The organism is Stenotrophomonas sp. ZAC14A_NAIMI4_1 (assembly GCF_003086915.1).
Taxonomy (GTDB): Bacteria; Pseudomonadota; Gammaproteobacteria; order Xanthomonadales; family Xanthomonadaceae; genus Stenotrophomonas.
Genome location: NZ_CP026002.1, coordinates 1494816 through 1511331, shown reverse-complemented (window position 1 = coordinate 1511331; position 16516 = coordinate 1494816). Strand labels below are relative to the sequence as shown.

Here is a 16516-nt window from a genome sequence, read left to right as displayed (position 1 = left end):
CACCAGTCAAGGCGCGTAAAGCCTCAACCTCGCGCCTTAGCCGGATTCACCAGATTCCCGAAGAAGATCGCGTTGATCAGCAGGCGATCTGTGCCATGCCAGTACTTGCGATGTGCCGGGTCATCGGCAAACAACACCACGTTGCCCTGCCCCTGCGCCGACACCAGCAGCCATGCGCTGCCCGCCACCCGCGCCCGGTTGCGCTCGGACAGGTAGCCATTCACCCGCGGCGTCGCATCGATACGCACCACGGTCGAGAACGGGTTCGCGCTCGGCTGCAGCGTCACCGTGTTTTCCTTGTTGATCGCCAGCTGCCGGCGCGGCACGCCGAAGGCCAGCGGATGGCTGGTATCGACGTCGGCGCTGAGGATGTTGCCGCTCACCCGCTCGATCGCGGCGATGTCACGCTGGTCACCGAATGCGCGACGGTCAGCGTCACCCGCCTCCTCGTCCTTGCCCAGCGTCTCGCCATCGGCCAGCTTCTGCTCCACCGCCCACTTCGATGCGCTGCCGTAGGTCACCAGCGAGCCCCCCGCCTGTACCCAGCGCTTCAGCGCGGCCACGGCGGTGGCGTCGATGCCGGTGTAGGTGCCACCGGACAGCACGATCGTGGTGTAGCGGTCCAGCGGAACCTTGCCCAGCTGCTGCGGGTCCAGCTTGCTGGCCGGCAGGTGCAGTTGCTGGTCCAGCAGGAACCAGGCCGATCCAATCTCGGTGGCAGCCACGCCCTCGCCCATCACCAGCGCCACGGCCGGCTTGCGCAGTGCCTTGACGCCATCGCTGCCGAGGTCGATGCCCTCATTGCTGCGGCCGCTGGACAGGGCATGTACCTGCACACCGGCATCGCGCGCGGCGGCGCTCACCGCTTCGAGCAGGGCTGTACCCTGCAGCGGCTGGCCGGCCACCGGAATGATCAGGGTGCCCGCGGCAAAGTCGACCTGGCCCTGTGCGGTGGCACTGCTGAACGGCTTGAATGCCGCGCGTGCGTTCAGCCCCTTGGCCTGCAGCGCGGCCAGCGCGCGGCCGGCATTGTAGTCGCGCCAGTCGATGGCGTAGGCGAAGCCTGCCTGGCCGCCGTTCACCGCGCCCTGCAGCGGCGGCAGCGCGGTTACGCTGGCGCCGCCATCGATGCGGCTGCGGCTGCCGGCGAACGCCACGCCGTAGGCCGGTGCAATGGCATAGCTGGTGCTGCCGTAGAACACGTCGCCCTTGATGGACGGGGTCTCGGCGAAGATCGAATGGACCAGGCGGAACTGCGCCTGCTGCACCGGCACAACGTATGCGCTGCCGGCGTCGAAGCGCTGGCCGTCGACCGTCACCGTGCGATCCAGTGCATGCACGTCGATGCGATGCAGCAGCAACAGCTCCAGCAGGCGGCGGGTCAGTGCCGGGTCATGCGCATCGCCGAACACGAAGCTCTTCACCGGCTGCTGCGCGGCCTGCTTCAGGGCGCTCTGGAAGAAGCTCTTCTGCAGATCGAACAGGCCACTGCGCTCGGTCACCGCACCACGCACGGTGCCCAGGCCGGTGGCCACCTGGTTGCGGATGGTGAACGGGAAGGTCAGCAGGCCGTTCACCGATTCCTGCACGCGGCCACGCGAACTGGCCTGCTCGACGGTGACGCCGACCGCACCGTGGAAGTCCGGATAGGTCGAGCCGTACACCGGCGAGAAGTTGTCGAAGTTTTCGCCGGTGTAATACAGCGAGCCCAGCGCATCCAGCGACTGTGCGTGGTACTTGGCCAGGGTTTTGTTGAACTCGTAGGACGCCGCCGGAATCAGCGGGCTGTGCATGCTCTTCGGCGAGGGCTCGAAGTAGTACGTGCTGTCCTTGCCCATCTCGTGGAAGTCGATCTGCACGTTCGGGTACCACTGGTGGAACACGTCGATCTTGGGCCGCGAGTCCTGCTGGGTCAGCGCCAGCCAGTCGCGGTTGAGATCGGTGAAGTAGTGGTTGGTGCGCCCCTGCGGGAACGGCTCGACGTGTTCCTTGTCGGCCGGGTCGGCCGACGCCGGGTCGGACGCCCAGGCGTTGTGCCAGTTCGCAGCGCGGTCGCGGCCATCGGGATTCTGCGCCGGGTCGAACAGCACCACCGACTGCTGCAGCCACTGCTGGGTTTCGGCACTGCGGTTGGCCACCAGGTAGTAGGCGGTCAGCATCGCCGCTTCACCGCTGGAGGTTTCGTTGCCGTGCACGCTGTAGCCCAGCCAGACCACCACCGGGCTGTCGCCGGCCGCGCTGCGCGGCTGCGCTGGGTCGACCAGCGTGGCGTGCTGCTGGCGGATCTGTTCGATGCGCGCCTGGTTGTCGGCGGCGGTGACGGTGGCGATCAGCAGTGGGCGTCCTTCGTAGCTGCGGCCGATCTGCTGCACGCGGATCTTGTCCGAGTGCTTGGCAAGTTCCTGGAAGTAGGCCACCAGCTGGTCATGCCGGGTGTAGCGGCTGCCGATCGGGTAGCCGAGGAACTGCTCGGGGGTGGGAATGGCGGCATCGAACGCAGCAGCGTCGGTGGCCTGCGGGAAGAAGTACGCACTCTGGGCCTGCGCCGGCAGCGGTGAGGACAAGGCGGTGGCGGCGGCAAGCAGCAGCGGAAGAACGGCACGGCGGTGGAAGGACACGGTGACTCCCCAGGAAACAGGACAGCGGCAACGCGGCCGGCCACACGGGGTGGCCGGCTGCGGCGATGGCATCAGAAGCGGTAATCGAAGCCGAGGGTGAAGTAGCGGCCGCGCAGGTCGTACTGGCTGAAGTCGTACGGCGCGCGGATGCCCGGGAACGAGGCGTCGTACGGCGGCGTCTTGTCAGCCAGGTTCTGCACCTTGGCGTACACGGTCAGCTTGTCGATGCCGGCGTAGGCCAGGTACAGGTCGAACTGGTTGTACGCATCGACGCGGTCCTGCACGGCCGCGGCGGCGGTGCTGGCCTTCTGGTCGTAGCCGCTGGTGTAGTACCAGGTGATGGCGGTGGTGAAATCGCGGTAGGTCCAGTCCAGCGTGGTGGTCGCCTTGTTCTTCGGCAGGGTCGCGCCGAGATTGCTGCCGGCGTAATCCACCAGCGGGCCGCCCACCACGGTGGGGCGACGGTAGTCGCGCACGTGGGTGTAGGCCGAGGACAGGGTGAAGTCACCCAGCGCGGCAGTCGGGATGCGCTGGCGCAGCTCGACGTCGATGCCCGAGGTCTTCAGCTCGCTCAGGTTCTGGTAGCGGTTGAACACGGCCTGCAGCTTGCCGCGCTCGTCGCGCTGCACGGCACCGGCCACGTTGTCGTTGACCAGGGTCTGGGTGTTGTTGGTGCCGACCAGGTTGTCCAGCTGGATGCGGTAATAGTCGACGCTGAGGTTGGTGTTGGCCCAGGGCGAGAGCACCACGCCGAAGTTCACGCTTTTGGTGCGCTCAGGCTTCAGCTCGCTGTTGCCGACGGTGAAGAAGGTCGGGTTCTGCCGCGAGCCCGGCACGTCCGGATCACGCGGGTCGACCACGCTGCCGTAGGCGATGCTGGTGCTGTTGGAGTTCTCCGACAGCGACGGCGCGCGGAAGCCCTTCGACGCCGAAGCACGCACCAGCAGGAAATCCAGCGGCTGCCAGCGCAGGCCGAGCTTGGGCGAAAACGCGTCGCCGAAGTCGTCGTAGTGGTCGGCACGCGCGGCGGCGGACAGTTCCAGGCCCGAGGCCAGCGGCACGTTCACTTCGGCATAGGCGGCGCTGACCTTGCGCTCGCCGTGCACTTCAGCGATGGCCGGGCGCACCTGCAGGCCGGCGTCGATCTGCCAGGGATTGTTGGAATCGAGCTTCTCGCGGCGCCACTCGGCACCGGCGGCAAAGCCGATGTCGCCCGCCCAGGTGCGGCCCAGGGTGCCGGAGATCTTCGCGTCCACGCCCTGCAGCACCGATTCGGCCGGGCGCAGGGTGGAGATGTTGATGGCATCGATCACCGACTGCGGGGTGGCCGACGGGTTGAGCAGGTTGTAGCTGCCGCTGGCCAGCGCATCGGCCAGCGCCCAGCGGTTGGCGAAGCCGCCGGACACCGTTTCGCGCTCGCTGCTGCGTGCGCCGAACGCGGCCACTTCCCAATCCCAGGCGGCGGTGCTGCCGCGCAGGCCGACCACGCCGCGATAGGCCGTGGAGCGGTTGGTCTTGATGGTGCCGCCGAGGTCGAAGAAGGTGTATTCGATCGGCACGGCGCGGCCGTACGGGTTGTACGGGCTGCTGGCCGGCAGGTTGGACGATACCGGTTCGGCAAGGCCGGTTTCGGCGTTCAAGGCGAAGCGGCCGCTTTCCAGGGTGAAGAACGGGCTGCTGCCGAACCACGCGGCGCTCTTGATCTGGCTGTAGAGCACTTCGCCGAAGGCCTCCACATTCTCGCCGAGGCGGAAGGTGCCGTTGGCGTAGGCCTGGTAGCGCTTGGTCGACGGAATGAGAGTGGTGTACGGCGCCTGGTTGAAGCCGCAGGTATCACCGGCCAGGCCGTCGATGGGCGCGCTGGCGACGCGGGTGGTGCCGGTGGGGCAGTTGCCGTTGGCATCCAGCATCGGCACCGAGACGCCGTTGACGAGGTAGCGCGCGCCCTTGGCCGACCAGCCGTTCCAGCGGCCGCCGGGCTGGTCGCTGTAGATGCCGCTCCTGGTCAGGTTGCGCTCGTCCTGGTCCAGGCGTTCGCGGTTATAGCCCTGCAGGCTGAAGAGGATGTTGTAGCCATCGCTGTCCAGGTCACCGAGGCCGCCGACGAACTTCAGGTTCTGCTCGTGCAGGCCGCCCTGGTCGGCGCCGCCGAAGCTGCCGCCGATCTCGGCGCCTTCGAAGTTCTGCCGGGTGATGATGTTGACCACGCCGGCCACCGCATCGGAGCCATACACGGCCGAAGCACCGTCCTTGAGCACTTCGATGCGCTCGACCGCCACCAGCGGCAGCGCGTTGAGGTCGACGAAGGTGTCGGACAGGCCACCGGCCGGGAAGCCGTAGTTGGCCAGGCGGCGGCCGTTGAGCAGCACCAGCGTGTTCTTCTGCGAGAGCCCGCGCAGGCCGATGCCGGCCGAGCCGGACGCCCAGCCGTTGTTGGTGGTTTCGTTGCTGGCATTGCCGGTGTTGGCCGAGATCGAGCGCAGCACGTCGGCGACGGTGGCCTTGCCGGTCTGTTCCAGCTGCTGGCGGCCGATCACCTGCACCGGGTTGGACGCTTCGGTGTCGGTGCGCTTGATGTTGGAACCGGTGACGCGCACGGCGGCCAGGGTGCTGGCTTCGCCACTGGCGTCGGCGGTGGTTTCGGCGGCGGCAGACAAAGGCGCGGCCAGAGCGACGGCCAGGGCCGCCACGAGCAGGGTGTGCTGGGGCATGACGATGTGGGGGGTGGTAGTGGACGACGGAAGTTCCGCAGTAATCCATGCCAGGTCGGGTGCGACCAATAACATCTCTTCATACGGATATAAGAGAAACTATCATCTCTTCATCCGGATGGAAAGAATTCCTTTACGGAAACCCAACATCCGGGACGATCGCGACGACAGGGCCGGCGTACAATCGCGCCATGGAAATCTTCAAAGTCTTCATGCTCGAGGCGGCCCACCGCCTGCCCAACGTGCCGCCGGGCCACAAATGCGCGCGCCTGCACGGCCATTCGTTCCGGGTGGAACTGAAGGTGGAAGGCGAGCCGGGGGCACAGACCGGCTGGATCATGGATTTCGGCGACGTCAAAGCCGCCTTCCAGCCGATCTACGACCGCCTGGACCACCATTACCTCAACGACATCCCCGGCCTGGAAAACCCGACCAGCGAGAACCTGGCGGTGTGGATCTGGAACGAGCTGAAGCCGGTGCTGCCCGCGCTGAGCGAGATCACCGTGCACGAAACCTGCACCTCCGGCTGCCGTTACCGCGGCCCGGCCGCCTGATCAAATCGTTGATCCATAAGGCTTTCTGAAGGCGCCTCGAGCGCCTTCATGATTTTTGTTGCATTGCGGCATGATCAGCGTATGCTGCATTGCATCAACCGCTTTCGATGCCGCTATGGCCAACGCCTTCGCCGATCGTTTCAGTGATGCCACCCGCCAGCTGGCGGCTGCGGCAACGCGTGCGAACCGACTGGCGCTGGAAAATGCCGAGAGCATGTTCGGCGTGCAGCTGAAGGCGATGGAACGCAACCTGACCGCGACCGGCGGCTGGCTGGGCGAACTGGCCCGCAGCGAAGATCCGGCCGGGTTGCTGCCCAAGGGCGCACAGCTGTGGCAGGACAACCTGCAGCGGCTGGGCCAGGCCCAGCAGGACGTGGTCGATCTGGGCCTGCAGGCCGGTCGCGCCTGGTCCGACCTGGTGCAGGGCCAGGCACATACAACGGCGGACGCCACCGGCAACAGCCACTGACGTCCCGCCCACGCTCATTGCATGGGTCCCTCCCCCCATGCAATCCGGACCCGGCAGATCCCTCCCTCTGCCGGGTCTTTTTTTGCCTGCGATCTGGTGAAGCCCATCCACGCATGGCGTGGATCTACCGGTTATGTGCGATCTGGTGAAATGCATCCACGCATGGCGTGGATCTACCGGGCGTGGCCGGGCGACGCCCCAGAGACCGGTAGCGCCGGGCCATGCCCGGCGAGCGCGGCGGCGCGGTCAGGGCGCCGCGTGGTCGGCGCGCGGCAGGGCGAACACGAACAGCGCCCCCGCCTCGCTCGGCCGCAGTTCGATGCGGCGCCCGTGCAGCTGCACGATCCGCTGCACGATCAGCAGGCCCAGCCCACCGTTCTCGCCACGTCGCGCCCCCAGTGCCGCCGGTGCCTGGAACAGCTGCGCGCGCAGCGCCGGGGCCACGCCCGGGCCGTCGTCGGCCACGCTCACTTCCACGCTGCCTTCAATGGCGCGCAGCTGCACGCGCACCTCACCGCCTTCGGGCGCATGCCGCAGCGCGTTGTCGAGCAGGTTGGTCAGCACCCGCTCGACCAGGCCGAGATCGGCGCGCACCAGCGGCAGGCCCGGCGGGAAATCCGCGTGCAGGTGCTGGCCACGCGCCTGCGCCGCCAGCTCGAACTTCTGCAGCACGTCCTGCAGCAGCTCCGGCAGCGCGAACACCTCCCATTCCAGGCGTACCTCGCCGTGCTCCAGCCGCGCCAGTTCGAACAGCGCGCGGGCCAGGCGGCCCACTTTCGCGCTCTGCGCCAGCGCGATGCCGAGGTAGCGCCGGCGTTCGTCCGGTGACAACGTGGCTTCCTTCAGCGCCAGCGTTTCCAGGTAGCCATGCAGCGACGACAGCGGCGTGCGCAGGTCATGGGAGATGTTGGCCACCAGCTCGCGGCGCTGCAGGTCCTGCTGGCGCAGCTGCTGCCATTGTTCACCCAGCCGTTGCGCCATCTGCGCGTGGGCATGCTCGAGGATCTTCAGTTCATCGCGCTCGCCGCTGCGCAGTGGCACCGGCGCCGGCAACGGCGTGGGTGCATCGATGTCGAAGGCCTGGATGCGCCGGGTCAGCCGGCGCAGCGGCCGGGTGACCCAGTAGAAGGCCACCAGCCCGGCCAGCAGGCCCAGCCCGCCCACCAGCAGCACCGACCACAGGGTGGTGTTCCACTGGTTGCTGGCGGCCAGATCGTCGGCCAGCATCTGCCGGTGCTCGCCCACCAGCACCACGTACACGTAGCCGGCCTGGCGGCCCTGCACCACCAGCGGGGCCACGCTGAACACCTTGCGGCCACCGGTGCTGCGCGGGTCATCGCCGAGGATCGGCAACGGCGCACCGGCCAGCAGGTGGCGCAGCGGCGCCAGGTCGACACGGTCGCGCAGCAGGTGGCCGCTGGGCGCATCGTGGCCGAGGATGCGGCCCTGGTCGTCCAGCAGGTAGACCTCCACGCTGGGATTGACCGCCATCAACTGGCCGAACAGCGCGCGCACCGCGGTATCGCGCATGCCGCTGGTGTCCATCAGCTCGCTGCGCTGGGCGATGTGTTCGGCCAGGCCCAGCGACAGCCGCTGCACCACCTCCTGTTCGTGGCGGGTACTGGCGCGCATCTGCAGGGCCAGCAGGGCCATGCAGCACATCAGCATCAGCGCGGCGATCACCGCTGCCAGCTTCTGCCACAGGTTGGGCGTGATCATGCCGCCGCCCCGGCCGGATCGACCAGCTTGTAGCCGCGACCCCACACCGTCAGCAGCCGGCGCGGGTTGGCCGGGTCGCCCTCGATCTTGCTGCGCAGGCGGTTGATGTGGGTATTCACCGTGTGCTCGTAGCCATCGTGCTGGTAGCCCCAGACCTGGTTGAGCAGTTCCATCCGTGCGAACACCTGGTCGCGGTGGCGGGCGAAGAACAGCAGCAGGTCGAACTCACGCGGGGTCAGCTCCAGCGCGCTGCCATCGACCGAGGCAGTGCGCGCCACCGGGTCCAGCTGCAGGCCACCCACTTCCACGGCACCGGCATCGATGCGTGCGTTCTGCGCCATGGCTTCGGCACGGCGCAGCAGCGCACGCACGCGGGCCACCAGTTCGGGCATCGAGAAGGGCTTGGCCAGGTAATCGTCCGCACCCAGTTCCAGGCCGACGATGCGCTGGGTTTCACTGCCGCGTGCGCTGATGATGATGATCGGCACGTAGCGCGCCATCGCCCGGGCACGCTGGCAGATCTGCAGTCCGTCCACGCCGGGCAGCATCACGTCCAGCACCAGCGCGTCCCACGGGCCGTCCTGTTCCAGCAGGCGCAGGCCGGCATCGCCGGTGGCGGCGTGGGCGACGTCGTAGCCCTCGTCGGCCAGGTGCATGCGCAGCAGGTCGGCGATGTGGGCATCGTCTTCAACGATCAGGACGCGTTTTGCGGACATCGGCAACTCAGGGCCAGTGGGGAGGCTGCCCGCATTGTGGCGCGGCTTGGCCACCGATACCTCACGAAAAATTGAATCCTGCGTGAGGATTCGTTGACCCGGGCAGGCGCAGCATGGCCCCGTCGCCCCTTCCCGGAGTCCGCCATGCCCCTCACCCGCCGCCACCTGCTGGGCCTGGGTGGTCTTGCCACCGCCGCTGGCGTGCTCGGCCTGGGCGCGTGCAGCCGCCCCGCCACGGCCGCCGCCGAGAACCGCCCGGCACGACAGTTCCCGCTGATGCGCAGCGACGCCGAATGGCGCCGGCTGCTGACCCCGGCGCAGTACGCGGTGCTGCGCCAGCAGGCCACCGAACGCGCCGGCAGCAGCCCGCTGGATCGGGAACACCGGCAGGGCACGTTCACCTGCGCCGGCTGCCAGCAGCCGCTGTTCTCCTCGTCCACCAAGTTTGAAAGCGGCACCGGCTGGCCCAGCTTCTGGGCACCGCTGCATGGCGCCGTCGGCGAGGACCGCGACACCACCTTCGGCATGTTGCGGGTGGAAGCGCACTGCAGCCGCTGCGGCGGCCACCTCGGCCATGTCTTCAACGATGGCCCGCGCCCGACCGGCCTGCGCTACTGCATGAACGGTGCCGCCCTGCTGTTCCAGCCCGGTGCGGCCCGGCAGGACAGCGACGGTGGCTGGCGCGTGCCGCTCGGTTCTTCCCGTGTTTCTGGAGCCTGATGATGCTGCTGTTGCTGCTGGCCTACCTGGGCGGCGTACTGACCCTGCTCAGCCCCTGCATCCTGCCGGTGCTGCCCTTCGTGTTCGCACGCGCCAACCGGCCGTTCCTGCGCAGCACGCTGCCGCTGCTGCTGGGCATGGCGCTGACCTTCGCCGTGGTCGCCAGCCTGGCCGCCGTGGGCAGCCAATGGGTGGCCCAGGCCAACCAGATCGGCCGCTGGATGGCCCTGGTGCTGATGGCCGTGTTCGCTCTGGCACTGCTCTGGCCGCGCCTGGCCGACCACCTGCTGGCGCCGTTCCAGCGCGTGGGTGCACGGCTGAGCGCGCGCGCCGATGCCGCCGATGATGCCGGCCGTGGCGGGGCATGGACCTCGCTGCTGATCGGCATCGCCACCGGCCTGTTGTGGGCACCCTGCGCCGGGCCGATCCTGGGCCTGGTGCTGACCGGTGCGGCACTGCACGGCGCCAGCGTGGGCACCAGTGGGCTGCTGCTGGCCTACGCGCTGGGTGCGGCGACGGCGCTCGCGCTGGCGGTGTGGATCGGTGGCCGCGTGTTCAATGCCCTGCAGGCGCGGCTCGGCCTGGGCGACGTGCTGCGCAAGGCATTGGGTGTGGCCGCGCTGCTGGCAGTGGTGGCCATCGGCCTGGGCTGGGATACCGGCCTGCTGACCCGCCTGTCCTCGGTCAGCACCGCGCGCATCGAGCAGGGCCTGCTGGAAGCCGTACCCGGTGCCCAGCCGGCCGCGCCGCCGATGATGATGATGGCCGGTGCCAACGCCGCCAATGCGCCCCTGCCGGTGGAAGGCACCCTGCCCGCCCTGGACGGCGCCACCGGCTGGCTCAACAGCCCGCCGCTGCAGGCCGAACAGCTGCGCGGCAAGGTCGTGCTGATCGATTTCTGGACCTATTCCTGCATTAACTGCCTGCGCGCGATGCCCTTCGTGCACGAATGGGAGCGCCGCTACCGCGACCATGGCCTGGTGGTGGTGGGCGTGCACACGCCGGAATTCGCCTTCGAACGCGACCCGCGCAACGTGATGAAGGCGGTGCAGCAGCTGAAGGTCGAGTACCCGGTGGCGCTGGACAACCAGTATTCGATCTGGCGCGCGTTCAACAACCAGTACTGGCCGGCGCAGTACTTCGTTGATGCACAGGGCAACATCCGCGCCCACCAGTTCGGTGAAGGCAACTACGCGCATTCGGAACAGGTGATCCGCCGCCTGCTGGCCGAAGCCGGCCGGACCGACCTGCCGCCACCGGCCGACCCGGCCGCCGCCGACCTGCAGGGCGTGGCCACGCAGGCCGACATGGGCAACCTGCGCTCGCCGGAAACCTACCTGGGCCATGCACGCGCCGAGCACTTCGCCTCGCCCGGCGGGCAGCGCACCGATGCGGCCTTCGACTACACGCTGCCGGCCAGCCTTGCACTGAACCAGTGGGGCCTGTCCGGGCACTGGACCATCACCAACGAAGCCGCGCAGCTGCAGCAGGGCGGCGGCCGCATCGCCTTCCAGTTCCACGCCCGCGACCTGCACCTGGTGCTTGCGCCGAAGCAGGACGGCACGCCCGTGCGCTTCCGCGTCTGGCTGGATGGCAAGCCCCTGCCCGCCGCCGATGCCGGCAGTGATGTCGGCGCCGATGGCAGTGGCGTGGTCAACGAGAACCGTCTGTACCAGCTGGTGCGCCAGCGCGGCACGGTCGGCCCGCACCGCTTCGAGATCGAGTTCCTCGACGCGGGCGTGCAGGCCTATGCCTTCACCTTTGGTTGAGAGCAGGAGGGCACGATGAAATTCTCCTTTGAACAGGGCATTGCGGCGGGTATTGCCGGGCTGGTCGCCACGGCGCTGGTGGCTGGCGTGCTGCTGGTGGATCACGGTGCGATGGCCGCGCCGGCCACGGCCAGCGCGCCGGTGCAGGCGCTGCCGGCACCGGCCGGCGACGCCGCCTTCAGCGATGACGCCACCCACGCCAGCGTGGTGTTTGCCGGTGGCTGCTTCTGGGGCGTGCAGGGTGTGTTCCAGCACGTCAAAGGCGTGAGCAATGCCGTGGCGGGCTATGCGGGCGGCAGCGCCGCCGATGCACGCTATGAGCGGGTCAGCAGCGGCCGCACCGGCCACGCCGAAGCGGTGAAGGTCGACTACGATCCGCGCCAGGTCAGCTATGGCCAGCTGCTGCAGGTGTTCTTCTCGGTGGCGCACGACCCCACCCAGCTGAACTACCAGGGCCCCGACCACGGCAGCCAGTACCGCTCGGCGATCTTCAGCGATGATGCGCGGCAACTGGCCGCCAGCCGCGCCTACATCAGCCAGCTGGGCCAGCCTGGCAGCTACCGCGGCCCGATCGTCACCCAGGTGGCCAGCGGCCAGCGCTTCTACCCGGCCGAGAGCTACCACCAGAACTACATGGCCAACTACCCGCAGGCGGCCTACATCCGCTATTACGACGCACCGAAGCTGGCCGCGCTGGGCAGGCAGTTCCCCGCGCTGTACCGGCGCCAGGCCTCGCTGGTGCCGATGCGCTGACCGCGCTTTTGTAGAGCCGAGCCCATGCTCGGCTGCCGCGCCGGGAAAGCAGCCGAGCATGGGCTCGGCTCTACAAAAAAAGACGCACGGCCCTGCGGCCGTGCGTTTGAAATGGATCGGCCAGGCCCCGATCAGGCCCCACCGACGGCACCATGCTAGGCTCGGCGGCATCATGGGTACAGCTCCAGATGCAGGCCAGTCCAATGGATACAGATCCACGCGCCACCCCGGCCCCACCGCGCTACCAGCGCCTGTCCGATGAACTGGCCGAAGCGATCCACGGCGGCCGCCTGCCGGTGGGCAGCCGCCTGCCCTCGCTGCGGCAGATGGCGGCGCAGCGCCAGCTGAGCCTGAACACCGTCATCGCCGCCTATCGGCAGCTGGAAGATGCAGGGCTGGTGGTGCCACGGCCGAAGGCCGGTTTCGAGGTGGCGCCACGCCTGTCGGTGCCGCAGCGATCACTGCGCGATGCGCCCTCGGCGCCCACCGCACCGCTGCAGCAGGCACTGATGGCCCGCGTGCTCGAGGCGCAGCGCCGCCCAGGGGTGATCGACCTGGCATTCGCCGGGCCGCGCGGGCGCCAGTTCTACCCTGGCGCGCAGCTGGCCCGGCACACCGCGCAGGTGCTGCGCCACGGCCAGCAGACGGTGGAAACCTATGCGCGCCCGAACGGCTCGCCGCGCCTGCTGGCGCAGATCGTGCGGCGTGGCCCGCGGCTGGGCTTGCACACCCACGCCGACCGCCTGCTGCTGACCCATGGCGCGATGGAAGCGCTGCAGCTGGCCCTGCGTGCCGTGACCGAGCCGGGCGCGGCGGTGGGCATCGAAGCCCCCTCCTACTTCAACCTGTACCCGTTGCTGGCCAACCTCGGCCTGCAGGCCATCGAGCTGCCCACCCACCCGCAGCACGGGTTGGACGTGGATGCGCTGGAAGCGCTGCTGGAGCACACGCCGCTGGCCGCGCTGGTGGTGATGCCCACGGTGCACAACCCGCTGGGCTGCACCATGCCGACGGCGGCCAAGCAGCGCCTGGCCGAACTGGTCAACGCGCACCAGCTGCCGCTGATCGAGGATGCGGTGTATGCCGAGCTGCAGTTCTGCGAACCGCCTGCGCCGCTGCTGAAGGCATTCGATCGCGATGGCTGGGTGATGGTGGTGGGGGGCTTCTCCAAGACGCTGGCACCGGATTACCGCATCGGCTGGCTCGATGGCGGTCGCTTCGCCGAGCGCATCGCCCTGCTGAAGTTCCAGTCCACCGGCGGTGAACCGCAGCTGCTGGGTGATGCCGTGGCCGCCTATCTGGAAGCAGGCAGCTACGAGCACCACCTGCACCGCATGCGCCGGCTGTACCGCGAACAGGTGGGTCGCCTGCGGCAGCTGGTGGCCGAGCACTTCCCCACAGGCACCCGCGCCACCGAGCCGCAGGGGGGCTTCCTGCTGTGGCTGGAGCTGCCTGGCGTGGACACGCGTGAACTGTTCGAGCGTGCGCTGGCCGAGGACATCGTGTTCATGCCCGGCCAGGTGTATTCGCGTGGCGCGCGCTACCGGCATTGCCTGCGGCTGTCGTGCTGCCAGGCGCTGGACGCGCGCTTCATCAGCGCGGTGGAGCGGCTGGGCGCGATCGCGCGGAAGCTGGCAGCGCGGTAGTGCCGGCCGCTGGCCGGCAATCGCGGTGCCGTTCGTATCGGGTTGCCGGGTAGAGTCGACCGTTGGTCGACTGCTCCTGATCAGACCCCGCGCTGCGCGCGATAGTCGACTGACAGTCGACTCTACCGCTGCTCCGCTCCCAGGTGTGCGCCCAGGGTTTGGCCATCCGCGCCCGGCAGGTACGGCAGGCGGCCCCAGCACGGCATCGGCAGGCGCTGCTGCAACGTGGCGATGTTCTCGTCCTGGCGCTGCATGGTGGGATCGATGTGGTTGCCGATCCAGCCCAGGCACTCCACGCCGCTGGCCTGCAGCGACTGCGCGGTCAGCCGTGCATGGTTCACGCAGCCCAGGCGCATGCCCACCACCAGCAGCACCGGCAGGCGCAGCGCGCGCACCAGGTCGAGCTGGTCCAGCGTGGCCGACACCGGCGCCAGCCAGCCGCCCACGCCTTCCACCACCACCACATCGGCCTGCGCACGCAGGCGCTCGAAGGCGGCCACGATCGGCGCCAGCTGCACCTCCACGCCGTCCTCGGCCGCAGCCAGTTCAGGTGCCAGCGGCTGCCGCAGCGCATAGGGGTTCAGATCGGCGTAGTCCGGCACCGGCCAGCTGGCCGCCTGCAGCGCCAGCGCGTCCTCGTTGCGCAGGCCGTGGCCCAGGTCCCGGCTGCCGCTGGCGACCGGCTTCATGCCCACCGCGCGCAGTCCGCGCCGGCGCAGTGCATGCAGCAGCGCGGTGCTGCTGGCGGTCTTGCCGATCTCGGTATCGGTGCCGGTGACGAACACCGCCGGCGGCATCAGGGTGGGCAGGGGCATCGATGGCTCCAGGCATGCAACAGAGCGTGCATTATCGCTGGTCCCGTACGCTTGCTAGACTGCAGGCATGTTCGCCAACGCCTCGCTCACCGGCAGCAAGCCGGAACAATACGCCCAGCTGCTGGAACAGGCCCGAGGCCTGGTCTACGGCGAGTCCGACCGCATCGCCAACGCGGCCAACCTCTCCGCACTGGTCTACCACTCCCTTCCCGACCTGAACTGGGTGGGTTTCTACCTGTACGACGGCAAGGAGCTGGTGGTCGGCCCGTTCCAGGGCCTGCCGGCGTGCGTGCGCATCCCGCTGGACAAGGGCGTGTGCGGTGCCGCTGCCAGCCAGCGCGTCACCCAGCGCGTGGAAGACGTCGATGCCTTCCCGGGCCACATCGCCTGTGATTCGGCCTCGCGCTCGGAACTGGTGGTGCCGCTGCTGCGCGGTGATGAGCTGATCGGCGTGTTCGACATCGACAGCCCGAAGGTGGGCCGCTTCGATGCCGAGGACCAGGCCGGACTGGAAGCCATCGCCCGCGTGTTCGTCGAGGCCTTGGGATGAGCGCACCCAAGCTGCGCAACATCGGCCCGAAGAGTGCGGCGTGGCTGCGCCAGGTCGGCCTGCGCAGCCGCGAGGACCTGGCTGCGCTCGGCGCCGTCGGGGCCTTCGTCAAGGTCAAGCGCGCCGGCTTCAAGCCCAGCTTGAACCTGCTTTATTCGCTGGAAGGCGCGCTGCTGGACTGCCACTGGCAGGAACTGGGCGAAGCACAGCGCGAAGCGCTGGTGCAGGACTACGAGGCACGCATCGCCGCGCACCCGTTGAAGGCGGCCGGCCCGGCATCGGGCCCGGTGCGTGAGCAGCGCTTCGACAACGAGGATGACGGCGAAGAGCGCTTTGCCGAGAGCGCGGACGAGGATTAGAGCGTCCGCATTGCTGGGAATGCCGGCCAGCGGCCGGCACTACCACGGTGTGGCGGTCGTGCGGGATCGGTAGCGCCGGGCCATGCCCGGCGGTCGCGGTTACGGCTGCTGCAGTTCCAGCAGCTCGCCCACCAGGCCCACTTCACCGCGTTCCAGCCACACCCGCAGGCGCGTGCCGTGGTCGATGCGCAGCGCCCAGCACAGTGACAGCGGCAACCCGCAGACCTGTGACAGCACCATGCGCAGCGGGCCGCCATGGCTGACCACCACGGTGGGCAGCGGATCCTCATCGTCCAGCAGGCGATCCAGTGCGCGCGCAATGCGCCGTTCGAAGTGGCCCCAGCTTTCGCCATTGGGCGGCGGGTAGGCATGCGGATCGGCGTGGAAGGCCGCCAGCGCGTCCTCCGGCAGGTCAAACAGCGATTGTCCGTCCCAATCGCCGAAATCCAGTTCTTCCCATTCCTCGTCCGCGTCCACGTCAAGCCCGCGCGGGGTGGCCAGGGCCATCGCCGTATGCAGCGAGCGCAGGCGCGGCGAGCTGATCACCCGCTGCCAGTCGTGCCCGGCATAGGCGTCGACCAGTTCCTGCGGCAGGCGGGCCAGCTGCGGCGGATCGCTGCGGCCATCGAGGAACTCGTCGCGGCCGTTGCCGGCATGGCGGACCAGGTCGAGGATCATGCGTGCGTCCTGTGCAGGCAACGCGGGAACAGCGGAAAACAGCGGGACATCGGCAACGGCACCACGGGTATCGAAGGGATATTCTACGGGCACAGCCGAGGCAGTCGAGCGGAAGCGACGAAGGCAGTCGAGCAGAAGCGGCAACGGCAGTCGAGCAAGCTCGACTCTACGGGCCGCCGGCGATGCCGTAGACTGCGCCCACTTCCAGGTGACCTGCGGCCGCGGCCGGCAGGTTGAAACGGGAAGCCGGTGACGCGTGGCAACACGCCAGGCCGGCGCTGCCCCCGCAACGGTAAGCACGTCTGTTCCAGGCAATACCGCCACTGTGCCACCGGCATGGGAAGGCGCCTGGACGGTGGCCTCGCGCCACCTGGCGGCAAGCCCGGAGACCGGCCCGGAAGCCTCAGGTCGCGATGCGGTGGGCATGGCGCTGGATGAT

14 protein-coding genes and 1 riboswitch are annotated in these 16516 nt (G+C 68.8%); of the genes, 8 read left to right on the top strand and 6 right to left on the bottom strand.

What is annotated here, in order from left to right:
• Positions 1–23: 23 nt before the first annotated feature.
• Together C1926_RS07015 and C1926_RS07010 are read right to left on the bottom strand one after the other, a co-directional pair.
• Entirely contained in the window at positions 24–2618 is a 2595-nt protein-coding gene (locus tag C1926_RS07015) for a M14 family zinc carboxypeptidase (RefSeq protein WP_108758711.1), read from the bottom strand.
• Positions 2619–2689: 71 nt separating this feature from the next.
• Positions 2690–5329, bottom strand: a complete 2640-nt coding sequence (locus C1926_RS07010; RefSeq protein WP_108758710.1) for a TonB-dependent receptor — start codon at positions 5327–5329, stop codon at positions 2690–2692.
• Between the two features lie 191 nt (positions 5330–5520).
• Here C1926_RS07010 and queD point away from each other — a divergent pair, with 191 nt between their 5' ends.
• Together queD and C1926_RS07000 are read left to right on the top strand one after the other, a co-directional pair.
• Positions 5521–5883 (top strand): 6-carboxytetrahydropterin synthase QueD, encoded by a 363-nt coding sequence (gene queD, locus C1926_RS07005; RefSeq protein ID WP_100554652.1) that lies wholly within the window; start codon positions 5521–5523, stop codon positions 5881–5883.
• A 115-nt stretch (positions 5884–5998) separates the two neighbouring features.
• Complete coding sequence (locus C1926_RS07000; protein ID WP_108747756.1) at positions 5999–6352, top strand: phasin family protein; 354 nt, start codon at positions 5999–6001, stop codon at positions 6350–6352.
• A gap of 246 nt (positions 6353–6598) precedes the next feature.
• Here the strand turns inward: C1926_RS07000 and C1926_RS06995 are convergent, their stop codons facing one another.
• Complete coding sequence (locus C1926_RS06995) at positions 6599–8071, bottom strand: HAMP domain-containing sensor histidine kinase (protein ID WP_079220515.1); 1473 nt, start codon at positions 8069–8071, stop codon at positions 6599–6601.
• Positions 8068–8787 (bottom strand): response regulator transcription factor, encoded by a 720-nt coding sequence (locus C1926_RS06990; RefSeq protein WP_079220514.1) that lies wholly within the window; start codon positions 8785–8787, stop codon positions 8068–8070. The genes C1926_RS06995 and C1926_RS06990 overlap by 4 nt, the downstream gene beginning before the upstream one ends.
• A gap of 144 nt (positions 8788–8931) precedes the next feature.
• On the opposite strand from C1926_RS06990, the gene msrB reads away from it, so the two are divergent.
• From msrB to C1926_RS06970, 4 genes are all read left to right on the top strand, one after another.
• Entirely contained in the window at positions 8932–9507 is a 576-nt protein-coding gene (msrB, locus tag C1926_RS06985; RefSeq protein ID WP_108758709.1) for a peptide-methionine (R)-S-oxide reductase MsrB, read from the top strand.
• Between the two features lie 2 nt (positions 9508–9509).
• On the top strand, positions 9510–11276 hold the full coding sequence (locus C1926_RS06980; protein ID WP_108758708.1) for a cytochrome c biogenesis protein CcdA: 1767 nt from the start codon (positions 9510–9512) through the stop codon (positions 11274–11276).
• A gap of 15 nt (positions 11277–11291) precedes the next feature.
• Positions 11292–12029 carry a peptide-methionine (S)-S-oxide reductase MsrA gene (msrA, locus tag C1926_RS06975; RefSeq protein WP_108758707.1) on the top strand — a complete coding sequence of 246 codons (738 nt, stop codon included), beginning with the start codon at positions 11292–11294 and terminating at the stop codon, positions 12027–12029.
• Between the two features lie 203 nt (positions 12030–12232).
• Entirely contained in the window at positions 12233–13675 is a 1443-nt protein-coding gene (locus tag C1926_RS06970; protein ID WP_108758706.1) for a PLP-dependent aminotransferase family protein, read from the top strand.
• Positions 13676–13797: 122 nt separating this feature from the next.
• Here the strand turns inward: C1926_RS06970 and bioD are convergent, their stop codons facing one another.
• Positions 13798–14475: a dethiobiotin synthase gene (gene bioD, locus C1926_RS06965; RefSeq protein ID WP_174214119.1), complete on the bottom strand. Its 678-nt coding sequence runs from the start codon at positions 14473–14475 to the stop codon at positions 13798–13800.
• An 82-nt stretch (positions 14476–14557) separates the two neighbouring features.
• On the opposite strand from bioD, the gene C1926_RS06960 reads away from it, so the two are divergent.
• Both C1926_RS06960 and C1926_RS06955 read left to right on the top strand, forming a co-directional pair.
• Complete coding sequence (locus C1926_RS06960; RefSeq protein ID WP_079220508.1) at positions 14558–15040, top strand: GAF domain-containing protein; 483 nt, start codon at positions 14558–14560, stop codon at positions 15038–15040.
• Positions 15037–15399 (top strand): TfoX/Sxy family protein, encoded by a 363-nt coding sequence (locus C1926_RS06955; protein ID WP_108758704.1) that lies wholly within the window; start codon positions 15037–15039, stop codon positions 15397–15399. Before C1926_RS06960 ends, C1926_RS06955 begins: the two co-directional genes overlap by 4 nt.
• A 99-nt stretch (positions 15400–15498) precedes the next feature.
• Here the strand turns inward: C1926_RS06955 and C1926_RS06950 are convergent, their stop codons facing one another.
• Positions 15499–16077, bottom strand: a complete 579-nt coding sequence (locus C1926_RS06950; RefSeq protein ID WP_108745902.1) for a histidine phosphatase family protein — start codon at positions 16075–16077, stop codon at positions 15499–15501.
• Between the two features lie 189 nt (positions 16078–16266).
• A riboswitch (cobalamin riboswitch) is annotated at positions 16267–16490 on the top strand.
• Positions 16491–16516: the final 26 nt, after the last annotated feature.

What these genes read in the sequence shown, in the direction of transcription:
- C1926_RS07010 (WP_108758710.1), bottom strand. Translation starts at nt 5,329, where the DNA reads ATGCCCCAGCACACCCTGCTCGTGGCGGCCCTGGCCGTCGCTCTGGCC.
- queD (WP_100554652.1), top strand. Translation starts at nt 5,521, where the DNA reads ATGGAAATCTTCAAAGTCTTCATGCTCGAGGCGGCCCACCGCCTGCCC.
- C1926_RS07000 (WP_108747756.1), top strand. Translation starts at nt 5,999, where the DNA reads ATGGCCAACGCCTTCGCCGATCGTTTCAGTGATGCCACCCGCCAGCTG.
- C1926_RS06995 (WP_079220515.1), bottom strand. Translation starts at nt 8,071, where the DNA reads ATGATCACGCCCAACCTGTGGCAGAAGCTGGCAGCGGTGATCGCCGCG.
- C1926_RS06990 (WP_079220514.1), bottom strand. Translation starts at nt 8,787, where the DNA reads ATGTCCGCAAAACGCGTCCTGATCGTTGAAGACGATGCCCACATCGCC.
- msrB (WP_108758709.1), top strand. Translation starts at nt 8,932, where the DNA reads ATGCCCCTCACCCGCCGCCACCTGCTGGGCCTGGGTGGTCTTGCCACC.
- C1926_RS06980 (WP_108758708.1), top strand. Translation starts at nt 9,510, where the DNA reads ATGCTGCTGTTGCTGCTGGCCTACCTGGGCGGCGTACTGACCCTGCTC.
- msrA (WP_108758707.1), top strand. Translation starts at nt 11,292, where the DNA reads ATGAAATTCTCCTTTGAACAGGGCATTGCGGCGGGTATTGCCGGGCTG.
- C1926_RS06970 (WP_108758706.1), top strand. Translation starts at nt 12,233, where the DNA reads ATGGATACAGATCCACGCGCCACCCCGGCCCCACCGCGCTACCAGCGC.
- C1926_RS06960 (WP_079220508.1), top strand. Translation starts at nt 14,558, where the DNA reads ATGTTCGCCAACGCCTCGCTCACCGGCAGCAAGCCGGAACAATACGCC.
- C1926_RS06955 (WP_108758704.1), top strand. Translation starts at nt 15,037, where the DNA reads ATGAGCGCACCCAAGCTGCGCAACATCGGCCCGAAGAGTGCGGCGTGG.
- C1926_RS06950 (WP_108745902.1), bottom strand. Translation starts at nt 16,077, where the DNA reads ATGATCCTCGACCTGGTCCGCCATGCCGGCAACGGCCGCGACGAGTTC.